At 35.3% G+C, this 15103-nt stretch carries 13 protein-coding genes and 1 pseudogene; 4 read left to right on the top strand and 10 right to left on the bottom strand.

Annotated elements, in window-relative coordinates; all coding sequences use genetic code 11:
• Positions 1 to 14 precede the first annotated feature (14 nt).
• From V7O64_RS03750 to V7O64_RS03715, 8 genes are all read right to left on the bottom strand, one after another.
• Positions 15 to 1136 (bottom strand): glycosyltransferase family 4 protein, encoded by a 1122-nt coding sequence (locus V7O64_RS03750; RefSeq protein ID WP_407356695.1) that lies wholly within the window; start codon positions 1134 to 1136, stop codon positions 15 to 17.
• Positions 1137 to 1179: 43 nt separating this feature from the next.
• Positions 1180 to 1500: a hypothetical protein gene (locus tag V7O64_RS03745; protein ID WP_407356694.1), complete on the bottom strand. Its 321-nt coding sequence runs from the start codon at positions 1498 to 1500 to the stop codon at positions 1180 to 1182.
• Between the two features lie 213 nt (positions 1501 to 1713).
• Positions 1714 to 2388: a class I SAM-dependent methyltransferase gene (locus tag V7O64_RS03740; protein ID WP_407356693.1), complete on the bottom strand. Its 675-nt coding sequence runs from the start codon at positions 2386 to 2388 to the stop codon at positions 1714 to 1716.
• 5 nt (positions 2389 to 2393) lie between these two features.
• Complete coding sequence (locus V7O64_RS03735) at positions 2394 to 3692, bottom strand: hypothetical protein (protein WP_407356692.1); 1299 nt, start codon at positions 3690 to 3692, stop codon at positions 2394 to 2396.
• 7 nt (positions 3693 to 3699) lie between these two features.
• A complete protein-coding gene (locus V7O64_RS03730; protein WP_407356691.1) occupies positions 3700 to 4338 on the bottom strand; it encodes a PIG-L deacetylase family protein in 639 nt (212 codons plus the stop codon).
• 52 nt (positions 4339 to 4390) lie between these two features.
• Positions 4391 to 5863, bottom strand: coding sequence for an oligosaccharide flippase family protein (locus V7O64_RS03725; RefSeq protein ID WP_407356690.1), 1473 nt, complete (start codon positions 5861 to 5863; stop codon positions 4391 to 4393).
• Positions 5864 to 5869: 6 nt separating this feature from the next.
• Positions 5870 to 6940: a glycosyltransferase gene (locus V7O64_RS03720; RefSeq protein ID WP_407356689.1), complete on the bottom strand. Its 1071-nt coding sequence runs from the start codon at positions 6938 to 6940 to the stop codon at positions 5870 to 5872.
• A gap of 53 nt (positions 6941 to 6993) precedes the next feature.
• A complete protein-coding gene (locus V7O64_RS03715; protein WP_407356688.1) occupies positions 6994 to 8196 on the bottom strand; it encodes a glycosyltransferase family 4 protein in 1203 nt (400 codons plus the stop codon).
• 176 nt (positions 8197 to 8372) lie between these two features.
• Between V7O64_RS03715 and V7O64_RS03710 the strand changes: the two genes are divergently transcribed.
• From V7O64_RS03710 to V7O64_RS03700, 3 genes are all read left to right on the top strand, one after another.
• Entirely contained in the window at positions 8373 to 8519 is a 147-nt protein-coding gene (locus V7O64_RS03710; protein WP_407356687.1) for a DUF2080 family transposase-associated protein, read from the top strand.
• A 664-nt stretch (positions 8520 to 9183) separates the two neighbouring features.
• Complete coding sequence (locus V7O64_RS03705; RefSeq protein ID WP_407356686.1) at positions 9184 to 9597, top strand: hypothetical protein; 414 nt, start codon at positions 9184 to 9186, stop codon at positions 9595 to 9597.
• 218 nt (positions 9598 to 9815) lie between these two features.
• Positions 9816 to 11276, top strand: a complete 1461-nt coding sequence (locus tag V7O64_RS03700) for an IS1182 family transposase (protein ID WP_407357252.1) — start codon at positions 9816 to 9818, stop codon at positions 11274 to 11276.
• Between the two features lie 265 nt (positions 11277 to 11541).
• Here the strand turns inward: V7O64_RS03700 and V7O64_RS03695 are convergent, their stop codons facing one another.
• Complete coding sequence (locus V7O64_RS03695) at positions 11542 to 12537, bottom strand: glycosyltransferase family 4 protein (protein ID WP_407356685.1); 996 nt, start codon at positions 12535 to 12537, stop codon at positions 11542 to 11544.
• Positions 12538 to 12815: 278 nt separating this feature from the next.
• A protein-coding gene (locus V7O64_RS03690; RefSeq protein ID WP_407357251.1) for an IS630 family transposase occupies positions 12816 to 13926 on the bottom strand; the annotation gives its coding sequence in 2 pieces (ribosomal slippage) (positions 12816 to 13515 and positions 13514 to 13926; 1113 coding nt in all).
• A 22-nt stretch (positions 13927 to 13948) separates the two neighbouring features.
• Here V7O64_RS03690 and V7O64_RS03685 point away from each other — a divergent pair.
• Positions 13949 to 14958 (top strand): annotated as a pseudogene (locus tag V7O64_RS03685) (IS630 family transposase).
• Positions 14959 to 15103: the final 145 nt, after the last annotated feature.

Below are 15103 nucleotides of genomic sequence, written 5' to 3'. Positions count from 1 at the left end.
TATTGAAGTTATGATTATTCCAAGACTTTCTTGTACAATTGCAGGTATTCCTCTGTCATTCTTTGAATATTATACTTGGATACTATGGTTGCTTCAGAGTTTAATTTCATTGCATTTATTTGCTCAAAATTGTCTATAGACCAGCTCATTTTTTGTTTTAGGTCTTCAATTTTTCCTTCTTTTATTAAGAATCCATTTTTATTGTTGTTAATAACTTCTGGTATCCCACTAACATCGGTTGCAATTGGTACTACGCGGCAAGCCATTGCTTCTAGTAAGGCCAAAGGTAATCCTTCCAGATTTGATGTGTAAAGCACAAACAAATCTGCTGCACAAAGGTAGTCTCTAATGTGGTCTACCTTTCCAACGAGTAGCACGGATTGAGTCAGATTTTTGTTTCCGATTTCATCTTGCAGTTCCTTTGATTCTCCAGTTCCAATGAATATTAACTTGGCTTTTTTACCTTCTTTTATTAATTCGGCAAAGGATTCGAGTAAATGATAAATACCTTTGTGTGCTACCCATCGACCCACATATATAAACACTACTTCATTTTTGTCAATGCCAAGCTCAGCTCTTTTTGTATTTCTAACTTTTTGATTAAAATATATTTTTTTTATATCCACTCCGTTAAGAATCACTTCTCCTCTTCTAAAGTTAAAATCTTGTCGGACATCATCACTAACAAATACCAATTTTTCAGAAGCCAATATTGTGATTTTCTCCATGATCTGATAGAACTTCTTTTTGATAAAAGAGTTCAGAGGGGGGTATCTTCCATGAATTGTAGTTATTACAGGTAGCCTAAGTAATTTAGCTGTCAAGGCAGAAAAGGCCGATTGTGGGAGAGGCGTTTGGAGATGTATTAATGAAATACTTTTTCTCATTCTAGCTATTTCAAGCGATGTATGAATAGCTAGGTATAAATCTTTCATCATGGGGATTGAATTGCAATTAATTTCTACCATTTTAGTATTTGTTTGTGTATTTTCTATCACACGTTTTGTAATTACAATGGAATCTGTGCCTAGTTCTTTTAGATTTAGTGTTAGATTTTCAAGGAATGTACTTACACCTGTAATTTCCTTTGGTGAATATGGAGTTACAAAGCAAACTTTCATTTTAATCACTTTCATTTAGTATTAAGATAGTCGATTGGAGATAGGCTTTCACATGATTTCAAAGCTTATCCCAAAGGCCATAATGCCGGCGATAATTCTCAGTTATTGGATGTAGGGGGAATAAAATGTTAGCTTTCTCACTACAAAAAGCATTTACTATAGAGAACAGATTTATATTACCTGTATTTGATATATAATCTACAGTTGCAACCAAAAAAACCTTTGGTAACAGGTTCAAGTCTTCAAGTATATGCGATTTTTCATCTGCAAGCTTGATATTGTTTTGAAGTGCATTTATCACCACATTGAGGTTCCTTATTGGTGTTTCTACAGAGCAGAATAATAGATTTACAAGTATCCTAGTAATCTCTTCTGGCATTGATTTGTTAAAATAACGAAGTTTTGTCTCGGCATGAGCTGCAGGAATTTGAAATTTTGCACATATACTAGAAACAAATTGCATAACATCCCAACAATTATTAAATGATTTACTTCTACATTATTTTGGCTGTTAATCTTATGAGGTAAAATCCAATAGTAGGTTTACATTGACTATGGTATGGATTCAAACCGCAACGTTTGGTAGAGTGTTCTATGAGTTTTCTATTTTTTCAGCAATAACAATGATTGAAGTAGACAGATTAGGTCGCATCTTTAAAATATGTTTTATAGTTTTCTTTTTACAATAATCTTGCCAGTATCTTTCTTTAATACAAAAATCATATCTTGAAAGTAACTCGTTCAATGTTTTAAAGTCAAACCAGCTACAGTGTTCCGGATTAACATTTATATTCATTCCGAAAACAGATTTCATGATAATATTTAGTGACCACGGATTTGGGGTGCATAGATACAATAATCCACCATTGTTCAAATGCTTATTTGCTTTTTCTAAAAACAGTCCGGGATTCGCAAGGTGCTCGATTAGATCGCCAGCAATTATTGCATCAAAGGTTCTATTCAAGTCCATAGTTTCAACGTTTGCACAAACTACATTAAGGCCCAGCTCCTGTCTTTTCTTGATTTCTTCCTCCCAAATGTCTACACCCAGAATATATTTTGCGTGCGCTGCATGAATTCCATTAGATGATTTATCAAAATCTTCCTTTGAAGAAATTTGGTCTCCCACACAACCACAATCCAAAACATCTTTTCCATCGATTAAGTTATCGATTCTATCAAATTTGCTTGTAACAAATTCGACATGATCTTGGGGCTTCCAACTTCTATTGGGTCTAATCAATAAATTCACTAATTTAGTAAACAACTATATTACCTCCATAAATCAGATGCGATATAAGGATTCTCTTTCCAGGGAGCCATTAATTTTTGATATAATTCTTGTGGTGATGATTCAATCAGGGCCCTTAAAAGAGTTGTCCGCCCATATCCATCATCTGGATCTCCAATTCCTTTGTAAACTGGAATGCTATTTAATAAGAACCTAGGTGGAGTAGGAATTCCATAAAAATCAGAGTATACCTTATCAATCACTTCTTGATATGGTGCTCGAGAACCTACAACCCAACCGCAAATACCTATTCTGAAATAGGCATTTTCAAATGAAATAATATCTGGCATCATTATGGGCCATAAGCGTTCTAAATTATCTTGGAAATCTGTTTTACAAACATTACAATGATAATGTATCATGTCTGAATCTATTCTATTAGGTCTTGCCCGGTGTTTACATGAAGGGCAGTACAACCAGAAACTCATTGTATTGCTTGAGATGTCAGTTTTAAGATAAGGTATTTCACCATTGAGGACCTGTATCTCAGATATCTCCCGTTTGATGGAATTAATAGACTCTGTCTGTTCGACATAATAACTGAATTCGTTTTTTGCAAGTTCATGCATCGCACTAAAAGGTAAAAAGATTATCCTGTTTATCTCATCGCCCATCAATGATCTGAGAAGGGTATATTGGACTCTGATCAACCAGTTCCCATAGTTGTCCACATGGTCAGCGTTCTCTTTCAGCAGATCGATGATCTTGTCGATATTATCTCTGACAGATGTAAGGTCTCCCGTAATATTGCCTTTCTTCCTTTCGTATGCAATGTTATTGGTAGACCAATCATGGATGCTCTTTTTCAGATCATCTAGCATTTCTTCCGTAGGGGAATCTATCCATTTCAGGGGAATATGCTGGTTTTTACGGCCAATCTTCAATACAACTGGCTTTCTTTGTTTGTTAGGGTTCGCTCCCATTTGTGGAATTCCAAAGAGGGTGCTCTCATGGCACATATTTGAACTGTAATGGTCTCCTACGAAATACAGGACCATCGAATTGGGAATCAAGGTACAAAGATGATAGGTCTTTAATATCAATCGAATTATACCAAGATGTGGAAGTTGTCCATCGTGCGCAACTTCCAAAAATATTGTGTTTTTGTCAAGGACAGAGTTTTTTAGGAATTGTTTTTCTGAATCACTTAAAGACAAATGGATTTCCTCATAGAATTGACGGATGACACTCAAAAGCACTTCTCTATCTATAAGATTATGATCATCCATCAAATATCTTTGATGATAATTCATACATTCTCTTGCATACTCTTCTTCCAACACAGTTTCACCAATACATTTTGTACACCGTAAAACCTTCAGCATAATCACAACCAGACTGTGCTCCACGCGTCTTGGCAAGAGCTTTATATGTCTCCACGTCGAAATAAGCTTTATACATTATCTGGGTTTTATATAACTCTAATGCTTTTGCTTTTATCTCTATGAAATCCGATATGTCTACAAATAATGAAGGTGTGAATGTATTGCTTCCATGCCTCAAGATTTCGTACTGTAATATGGACTCCTTCTTCCGAAACGTCCTGATAGCACAATGAGCAACAGTAGAATGATCTTGGTGAGTGTCGTTGAGGAAAGGTATCAAAATAAGATCCGGTTTAATTTCCGCCTGCAAATTCGCCAGTATATCCATTATTTTCGTTCTGTTTTCAGGAAATTCTTTATCAGGGATATCATAAATATAAGAGTTTGTAGCTTTTAAAAAACTTGTAGATTCAAAATACTCCTTTTCTCTCAATCCCCGTTCTGACACGCTGATCGTGTTATCACATTTGGACATAATGGCTGTTGTAACCGAAATTCCGTGGTGTATGCATTTTGCAATGAATCCCCCGCACCCAACCTCGATATCATCAGGATGAGCTCCTATAGCCAGTATCTGATTATAATTGTCTAAATTTTTCAACTTAATACCTCTTTTATAGGATGATCAATATAAATACTAATGACATTAACTATTATTTAATTTTTCGCATAACCGAAATGAACGCACGATGAAGCATTTTCTTCTCGTCGTTAGTTGTGATTATAAACTCGAATAAAATAAGTACACAGATGCAAAAAAAACTTATCATTAATTTATTGTTACTTATGTAAGTATCAATTGCAAACGCCAGACCTAAAAACATAAAACTCAGGGCGAGTGGCGAATATAGGTAGTGAACATCTAAATATGAGTTCTTTTGTGCAAAATATATGAATATAGGTAATAATGTCAGATCTACAAGAAACCAGGCAAAACCGAGCCCTGTCACACCATACATCGGAACTAAAAAATAGGAACTTACCACAAATGTAATCGCCATATACACGTTTATATAAAAAATTTGCCAGGTATTTCCACTGCCTAGGAACAAATTCTCAATGACAGAGGAGATTGACCCTAAAAAGGCCGAAAGAAGCAGGACCTGTGTGACTACTGTTGCCTCAATATATTCTTTTCCGTAGATAAATATGATTATCTGTTTTGAGAATAGTATTGATAAGACGCATACGGGTAAAATTGAAATGATTACTATCCTTAAAATTTGAGAGTATATGCGTGTATGTTTATTATCTTCATTAATGTTGATTTCACTTATTAAAGGCAGCAGGGGAATACTGATTGCTGCGGGCAGATAAGAAAACATGCTATAAAGGCCAAAGGCTATCCTGAAGTAGCCGACTTCGACAAAACTCTGACTTAGAGCCAGGGCGGTTTGACCATATAATCTGGCTGGTCTTAAGATTAAACCACCAATAAACAGAGGAAATGAATAGTTCAATATTTGCTTAAAATACTCTATATGAAAATATTTTTTAATATGTATGGTGTCCGATCTTAATTCTTTGTACAGGATTGGTGTATATATAAAAAACATAACAAGAGCACATATGATCGAAGCGATTATGACTCCAACGATACTCATCTTCAAAACGAAGAAATATGTCAGGATCAATGTAAATGTACTATTTACTGCTCCAATTATCGCTATTTTTTTGATTTTTTGCATGCCCTGAAGAATGCTATTCTGGAAGCTGGTCAGTGAACCTACCAAAAGAGTGATCGAACTGAGTTTTATCAACAACGCGATTAAAGGTTCTCCATAGATATTATTAGCGATGTAATCCGACATCAAAAAATAAATTATCGAGATTGAGACTGACATGAAAAGGACAGAAATTAATATCGTCGATAGAAAGTCACTTAACTTATCCTTATTTTTAGCCTTATACTCAGCAACAAATTTTGTAGTTCCGGTAGATATTGTTGTCTGTGTCAATGTGCCGAAGATTCCATGGATATTTTGGAAAATCGACAGAATTCCCAGACTAGCCGGTCCGAGGAATCTCGCCACAATGACAGATGTCAGTATTGTCAATATGCGGACTACTATTATAGAACTAAAAGAATGAACAGTCCCAATAATTATCTTTTTAAAATATGACATGATAACCTACTGCTTGATGTAATTGAGGTCTAATGGGTATTGATCCACACCTTTTGGTGATTTGAGTAAACCTCTAAAAAAACCATATTGTCTGATCAGAACATATGGGTAAGCTTGATAGGAAAATAACAGTTTATCCAGACTTTTACTTTTCAATCTGACAAGTAATATGAACAAGAATAGTATGAACAATAAAAGATTAATTAAAAGAAGGTATTCAGGGAAATAAGATACTTTTATCAGTAAATAGTTTGCTGTTATTACGTTTATCCACAATAGAATTGAAATATAGACCTTAGCGAAATTAATATTGAAATATTTAACTATATATTTTTTGAGGAGTTTCTTATCTTTTAATGCATATCGTGCTGCATGTCCTTCGCCAACACTATATATGTACATTTTTTTAAAATGCTCTCGGTAGGTTAATTCTTTGCTTCTATTAGCAATATAATGTCTCATTTCAAAATAAGGTATTTTTAGTAGTTTGTATCCTTTTTCAGTAATTTTCCATGAAATATCTCTGTCTTCAGCAGCTTTTAGGAATGGATTAAAAAGTCCTACTTCATATAATATCGATTTCTTAAACAAGCCGGTGGCTATGACATCTATCTCTCCTAAATGTTGATTTTTAGAAGCTTGACTATAAGCTTTACTTATAGAATTAGTGGTATTGACTTCTTCTACATAAATACCGGTTACCCCTGCAATCGATTCTTGATTGAAATAAGGAATTGAGTTTGCAAACCAATCCTCATAAAGGACTGAATCTCCATCAACCTTTGCTAAAAATTTACCTTTTGAATGTATTGTGCCTACAAACATGCCTGCTCCAGCAGACAATGGCATTGATTTCTTTAATTGAATAATTTTTAGTGGAAAATTGCTAGCTATCCTCACGGTATTGTCAGAAGAGTCAGAATCCACCAAAATAATCTCATAAGATTGTATTAATTTTTTTTCTCGAGCATAATTCACAGCACAAATCACTGATTTTATGCATTCTTCAATATTCTCTTCTTCATTTCGCGTGATAATCACAACTGAAATATCTAATTCCTCTAAGAGATGGAACATGTTTTAACCCTTTAATTACCTTTTATCTAACCTTTTTTGCATAGTTAATGTATTCACTGGAACTCAGTTGTGGTATTGTTTTTCCTTTCATGTTCACAAATGTGTATTATTTTATCTGCTACAACTTCCCATGAATTGTTCTTACACACATAACTTCTTCCCGTTTCACCCATTTCTATTCTTAGTTTCTCATTGGTCAAAAGTAATAAAATGGAATCAGTCAGTCTTATATGATCGTCAGGTGGGAAAACAATTCCCATCTCATATTTTTCCAGCAGATCTCCCACTCCTGATATGTTACTCCCTACTACAACTTTGCCACATGCTAGATATTCATAGACTTTTAATGCTGACAACCCTATCTTTTCATTTCGCAAACGTGTGAACGGAGCAACACAGATGTCTGCAGCATTAATGTAAAAAGGAACTTCTCTAAAAGGGACGTCTCCAATAAACATAAAAGATCCATCAATGCCTAGTTCCTTTGTTCTTTCTTCTAAAGGTCTTCTACAGATTCCGTCACCGACAATAATGAACTTAACCGAAGGTACTTTTTTTAGTACATGAGGGGCAGATTCCACCAGACAGTCCAATCCCTGCCAAGGAGCCAAATTACCTACGAAGCATATGTACTTGGTTTCAATTTCGATTCCTAACTCTTTCCGTGCTTCAAATGAGGAAATAGGCTTAAATAGTTCGGTATTCGCCCCGTTAGAGATGACCCTTATTTTATTCATGGGAAGGGAATATCTGCTACCAACTTCTCTTTTAAGCCCATCTGTAACCGTAACTAAACAAGAGGCTTGCTTGAATGATTCTTTTCTTAGCCAATTCCTGAATGATCGTTTTATATCTGAATTATTCTTAGCCGATCCCTGTAATTCTATTTCCTCATCTATCAGGCCATTTATCTCCACTATTAAGGGTACTCTGCATATTTTACTGGTTATTGCCCCTATATAACAGTTATAATTGCGCTCATAGATTACATCTGGTTTAAATTTCAATGTTTTTTTGATTGAGTAGTATAACCTATAAGGGAACTTCGGTATGTAGGTACAGACGCCAGATTCCTTATATATGTGCTCTACAAGGACATTATCAACCTTCAGGGAAGAATTATTCCTTACTCCGGGACCTGCAAGCAAGTGAACAGAACACTTTTTCCCCAATTCTCGAGCCAACTCTCTGATGTGCACGGAATTGCCAGTGTTCAAATAGATGTTCTCACTTAAAGCTATAAAAAGTACTTTCATAGTATCATCAAAATAAATATTATAATTTCTATTTTTCTAGGCATGTTTCCCTATTTAAAGTTCTGCATCACAAATACACTATACCATTATTTAAATATTGTTTTTATATCAGTATCTTCGAACCACTCTCTTATATTTTAGACAACGAATATATTTAACCCATATTATTGTATACTATGAAGAATGTAGAACTGCAACCTCAAAACCATCTTGAAATTGACAACATTGAAGGCTTTCTAATTCGTAAGGTAAGCAAATTCGGGAATGGTGCAAAGATTGACTGCCTTAAGGAATACCTTGGACGTACTGTTTATCTGGGATAGTATGACCATTGATCCTGCTCGATATTTTCGTAGCCTAAAGACCTTAGACACACTCATTGACCGTTCGTTAGAACTTAAACCCAAAAACAACTTTCTTTCCGGTTTCCATTACGGCCGGGATCTTCTCAAAGTCTCGGTTGCCAATACTCATGCGGAAACCGTTGGTAACAAGGCAGATTCTTTACACCTTAGAATAAAGAACGTACCAATTTCAAACATTTACTCGGAGTACATTGAAAAGGTCAAGATATTTGGGACAAAGTTTGAGCTTAAGGAATAAGATGTTGTACTGGCATTTGATTATGCTGACGAAGATTTTTATGGTAATTCCCATAGATTCTGGATAGACGGATGGACAGGAGGGAAAGAGTAACCGGGAAGTTCAAATTCCTTACATTTTCAATTGTCAGTTCAGCTATCCACAAAAGATCCCTCTTGTATCTATTCCTATAAGAATGGGCCACAACATGGCACATACTGTGACATGGTGCTTTACAGTGATTGGACCAATGGTGAGATCAATCTCACTTATTTTGTTTACAGAGGATTCTATAGTAACCTACATTCCCGCTTACTCATAACGTGTCCATAAATTCCTCCTTTTATTGCCCTTTAAATCTCCAAAGCCTCTTCTATATCGGAGTGAAAGCTTTATACTCGTTATGTGTCACACATTACACATAACGAGGAAATGATACACATGACTGCAATTGTCTATCAAACAGACAACCGATCCGGGATAACCTATGCCTATGAATCCGTATCATACTGGGACAAAGAGAAGAAACAATCCCGTGCCAAGCGCACCTTAATTGGACGTGTGGACAAAGAGACAGGGGAGATTGTCCCCACTGATGGAAGGAACAGAAAAAAACAAGATTTAAAGCCCCCTGTCAAATGTGGGCTCAAGACAGCTGAGATTGTAAATCGTTCCTTTTACGGTGCCACATACCTGCTGGATGCCATCGGGGAGAAACTTGGGATCACTCTTGACCTGAAAAGATGTTTTCCTGATACGTACAGGCAAATATTATCTATAGCATACTACCTGATCCTTGAAGACAGCACACCTTTATAGAGACTGTCGGAAAAGTCATCCCACTGTGTATAATATTTACCACTTTTATATTTTGACATCCTCTTTTTTCTTCATGCAATCACTATCAAGAGATACATTTATATCTCATAATGAGATTTAATTTTAAATAAATTAATAAGATTGTGATTAAAATGTATTCTGTTCCAAAATCCAAACAAACAACATTCATCTATGGACCTGAAATTTATTAAAAACTAATACTGAAAGATCACTTGCTTTACAAGATCAATGAAAAAGTAGACTTCACATTCATCAATGAGATATGTGAAGAACTTTACTCTTCAAACAAAGGTAGACCTGTAACAAATACACCTGAAATGATGCTTCGATCTGCAGTAGTCCAATATCTGTATGATTATTCCGATAGGCAGATGGAGTATGAAGCACAGGTGAACATAATGGTAAAATGGTTTATAGGGCTAAATCTGGATGACAACGCATACGATCATAGTGCATTGGGCTATTTCAGAGATAAGCTTGGAACTGATAAATGGAATGAGGTTTTTTACCAGATATTAAAACAGATTCAAGACGCTGGTTTTTCAAAAGGTGACACACAATATGTTGATGCAACCCATGTGATTGCCAACATTGCTATTCCAAGTACAATTGGAATCATAAGACAAGGAATAACTGAAGTTCTTAAGTCATTGAAGAAAGTAGATCGTCATCTCTACAAGGAACTTGGCGGCAAAAAACAGGCACTCAAAAAAGAAAAGGTTCATAATTTGAACCAGAAAGAGAAAGAAGAAAGGCTTGTTGTGATAGTAAAAGAAGCAAAGAATGTAATTCAGAAAACAGAATCTTTTGGGGAGCCTGTTAAGGAAAAAGTAGAGCTCTTAAAGCGTATTTTGGGAGAAAATGTTCTAGAAGACGAAGGGAATATCTGCAGAAGAAAAGGCCATGTCAAAGACAGGATTGTAAATCCTGTTGACCCTGATGCCAGACATGGAGCAAAATCAGATGAGAAGAAGTTTGTTGGTTACAAAGTGAATTCTACAATGTCTGAAGATAGATTCATAACTAATATAAAGGCCACTAGTGGCAACAGTTATGATGGAGACGTATTATTGCCACTTTTCAATAAAGGGTTGGCCAACGGACAAATGATCAATAAAATAGTGGCAGATGGGGGTTATGGTAGTACTGATAATAGAATTGAAGTATTAGGTAAAGGTGCTGTACTTGTTGCGCCAGTTAGTAAAGATGCAAACACATCTGGTGATTATTATCCACAAGCAATGTTTACTATAGACGAATCGGGTGTTACATGTCCTGCAGGTCAAAGGACAATGATCTCGTACAACGACAAGAAAAAAGGCACGATTCTATATCATTTCAAAAAAAGTGATTGTCAAAACTGCAGTTTGAAACTAAAATGTACAAAATGTGATCACAGGACTATCACGGTAGGTAAACATTATTCTATTTTAGAGGAGGCAAAGAGGTACGGTAAGTCTGAACAATTTAAAGATGATATGAGAATGAGGGCACACATCGAACCAAAACAAGGAGAAATGAAAAGATTTCATGGACTGGAAAGAGCAAAGTTTTGGGGAATAGAGAAGCTAAATGTTCAAGCACTGTTAACTGGAATCGTAGTAAATCTCAAGAGATTTGTTAAAATGAGTAGCGATAGCTGTAGGAGTTTATGTTGAAAAGGAGAAAACAATTAATCAAGTTATAAGATCCAAGCACTGATCAAGGGTCGATTGGACAAAAATGTAACTCAAGTGATGAAATCTCCCAAAGACAAGTTCATGACTTAGAAATTTGCACTTTACAGGAATAGATGAGGTTTTAATCCTGTATTATCCGACAGTCTCTCTAATGATGTGAATATTCTATTTTTCTATTTTGCATATGAGCAAGTATTGCAATTGATATGAATTAACCATTGGCATAAGGCACATGGGAATCACTCTAAGCTAGAGGAAAATTTTGCTCATCTATATTGTTTTTGATGATCTCTATTATTTTATTTCTTCGAGTATCGATAGGAAAATGCCTGATTATTCTATCTCTAGCGATTGAACCTTTATTGGACATCAGGGCTTTTTTTATCTGCTGTGCAGTTCTTTCAGGGTCGTTATATTCTACATAATAACCACTATTACCCACAACTTCTGGTAGTGCCCCTCTTACTGTGACCACCGGAACGCATTCACAAAGCATAGCTTCTGCAAGTGCACTGCCGAAAGATTCTTGTGCGGAGGCTTGGACATATACTTTAGCTTTTCCAAGAATCGGTATTAATTCGTTATGTGGGGTATAGTTTTTAAATATCACATTCGGTGATGCTATTTCTTTTAAATAAAGTATTGATTCATCGGAGTGTGGGCCAATCAGCATGAAAGTAACATCTGGCAAATATGAGGCTGATTTGACAAATGTTTCAATTCCTTTAACATTTAACGTTCCCCAACTAGAGGTACCAATACTTACAACAAGGCTGTCTTTTTGTAAAGGAAAATATATTCTATGATCGTATCCATGATAAACAGTTTCTACATTTGAATCTTTACACCAACGCAAAACACTTTTTTTTGTGGATTCTGAAACGGCCAGTATTTTGTCTGCATGCTTTAATGTAAAGCAGGTCTTGCGTATGCGTCCTGGACTTTGCATCGCACCATAATTTAAGTCTGGGAAGTATTCTACATCCCATCCTCCTGCTACTACGATTGACTTTTTTCTCAGGATTTTTGATATGATTACTGCTGCAGTTGCATATCCTAATGCAAACCAGGAGTAGTTTACATCTGACCACAAAATGTCCCAGACAAGTCTTGGGTAATCACTTTTTTTCCGATACTCGAACTCTTTAACGTCGAAGAAATCTGATAAAATCTTAATGTCCTTAGCAACAAAAGTAGATTTGTGATTATAAACTACCAATATTTTGTGTTTTTTTTTCATATTTATTCCATTTAATCTACAATTGACATCATTCAAGCATCAGAATCTGTGACATAACTTTGATTAACAAATATTTAATTATTCCTATAGAGTCAGTATAGTCTAATATTTGTATTCTTTGGTATGGCAAAAACTGATATTATGAAACTATCAAGTTATACAATTTAGACTATCAGTATAAATTAAGCCTGATTTTATGAGGAAAATTAACCAAGAAAAATACATGGTATTTCCAGTCACAATTTAGTCAAATACTCTCAACTTTAGCTAGTGTCATGTCACACTTCAATTGTCGGATAAAAGCGTTTCAATTTAACTCTTGCATCAGATGTTGTAAATTGCCAATTGATCTTGCTGCATCTCTCATTCCTATATGCTTCCCAAGCTTTTATTTCGTCAATCAGAACTTTTTTATCGCCAATCCTACGGTTTAAACATTGCTTGTTTAGCACATTCAGCTCAATTTCTGCCATGTTTAACCAACTTTCATGTTTTGGAGTGAAGATCAGTTCAAATCTATCAAGAAGTTGTTTTGCTTTCTCAGGATGAAAAATTTCATAAAATGAGCCTGGTGTATGGGTATCGTAATTATCCATTATCAATGTAATTCGTTTTGCTGATTTGTATTTTGCCGCAACTTTTTCAATGAACTGTGCCCAATCTCTTTTAGTTTTGCGTTCTGTTACTTCTACGATCCTTTTTCCTGTCAAAGGCTCGCAAGCTATGAATATGTTGCAAACACCCTCTCGTCGATATTCATAATCATATTTCTCTGGCTTGCCAAATGAAGCAGGGATTCTATTTCTTGTTTCAGATATCAATTGTTTAGGTGATTCATCCATACAAACAACAGGAAACAAAGCAGAATAAGCACGCTTGTAGACATATAATACCATTTCCATCTGTGCGACAAAAGAACTGTTTTGTTTTGGTGGGATTACCCAACCTACTTTTTTCCAGGGTTTAAGTTCGTTTTTTTAAAACTCTCCTTATTGATTCATATGAAATGCTATCTATGTATTCTAATTCGACTACTTTGTCCGCTAATAATCGCAATGACCATTGACTATGACCATGTGGTGGATCGGAACAACTCAATGCAATGATGTGTGCTTCCAGATCACCATCAATTTTCTTTTCATAGATTCGTTCATTTTCTTTGCCATGTAATGCAAGATCGAGGCCATCTTCAACAAACCTCTTTTTCACACGGTCTATTTTCCTCATACTAACATTAAGGACACTAGAAATTGTCTCATTAGTATGCTTTTCTTTCTGATATTTCCCTTCATCACAGTTTAGCAAAATTAAGGCATTTTGATATGTTTGAGATTTGTGCTTTCCTTTTGAAACAATGGAATCTATAGTTCTTAACCAAATATTTATTATTAATTAAATACAACTATACTTTATGGCTAGACCCGAACAAATTTTGATAGAGCATCATCTATCATCAGAAGAATTACTTAAACATATCAAGTCATTAGAGAAAGATACACGAGTTCTACAACGTTTGTATTTTATTAAACATCGTTATGAAGGTGCCTCTGTCAATGAAGCAGCTAAACTTGTTGGCATATCAACACCAGTTGCATATCAATGGCAAGAGCGATGGAATCAAGACGGGTATGAAGGATTGGTTCCCAGGTTTTCAGGAGGATGTCCTTCAAAGCTAACTGATGATCAAAAAGAAGAACTAAAGGCTATGCTGCATGAAAGAGAGGATTGGTCTACAAAAGAAGTCCAGGAACTTATCTATAATGAGTTTGCGGTTCACTACACCATCAAGCAAATATTAGTTATCTTGAAGAAGTTTGGCATGTATCATGCCAAACCCTATACGTATGATCATCGAAGACCAGAAGACGCAGAAGAGATTTTAAAAAAAAATTGCCAGTGATTGATGAAGAGTGCGTCATTGGTTTCCTTGATGAATCATCTCCCCAAACCACATCAAATACAGTTCGCTTATGGTCTTTCAATAAACCCGTTATGTTCAAAAACACAACCAGGATAAAAGCAAATTCATTCGGGTTTTATGCATTGAATGGTACTTCTGCCATTGATTTCAAGGAACGTTCAACAAAAGAAGATGTATGTTCGTTCCTATCAACTATCAAAAACAGTAACATGGGAAAGAGAATAGTCATCATTCTTGATAACTTCAGGTCACATCGGGCAAAAGATACAGTTGATTTTGCACTGGAAAATGGTATCGAGTTGGTCTACTTGCCTCCATATTCGCCAGACTTGAATCCTATAGAATTCATCTGGAAGAGCGTTAAAAGAATCATTTCTTGCAATTTTGTGAAAGATCTCGACCACATGAGGAATCTGATTGCTGAGACGTTTATCAGTTGTTCATCAAAGCTTAGCTTCGCAAGAAAATGGATTGAGAAGTTTCTGGGCAATAAGTTATAAAAGTTAAGTTATTAACTATAATTCATTTCTTTCTTCTTCGGTAAGCGTGACAATGTATTTTCTTTGCATATACTCAAATTGGGCATTAAGTGTAATAAAGATTGCGTCATATCGAGGCTGTCAAAAACTTTGGTGTTAAACTTTA

Source organism: Methanolobus sp. WCC5 (assembly GCF_045690325.1).
Lineage (GTDB): Archaea > Halobacteriota > Methanosarcinia > Methanosarcinales > Methanosarcinaceae > Methanolobus.
Note: the sequence above shows the minus strand (reverse complement) of the source record. Positions and strands in the feature narration are given on the sequence as shown.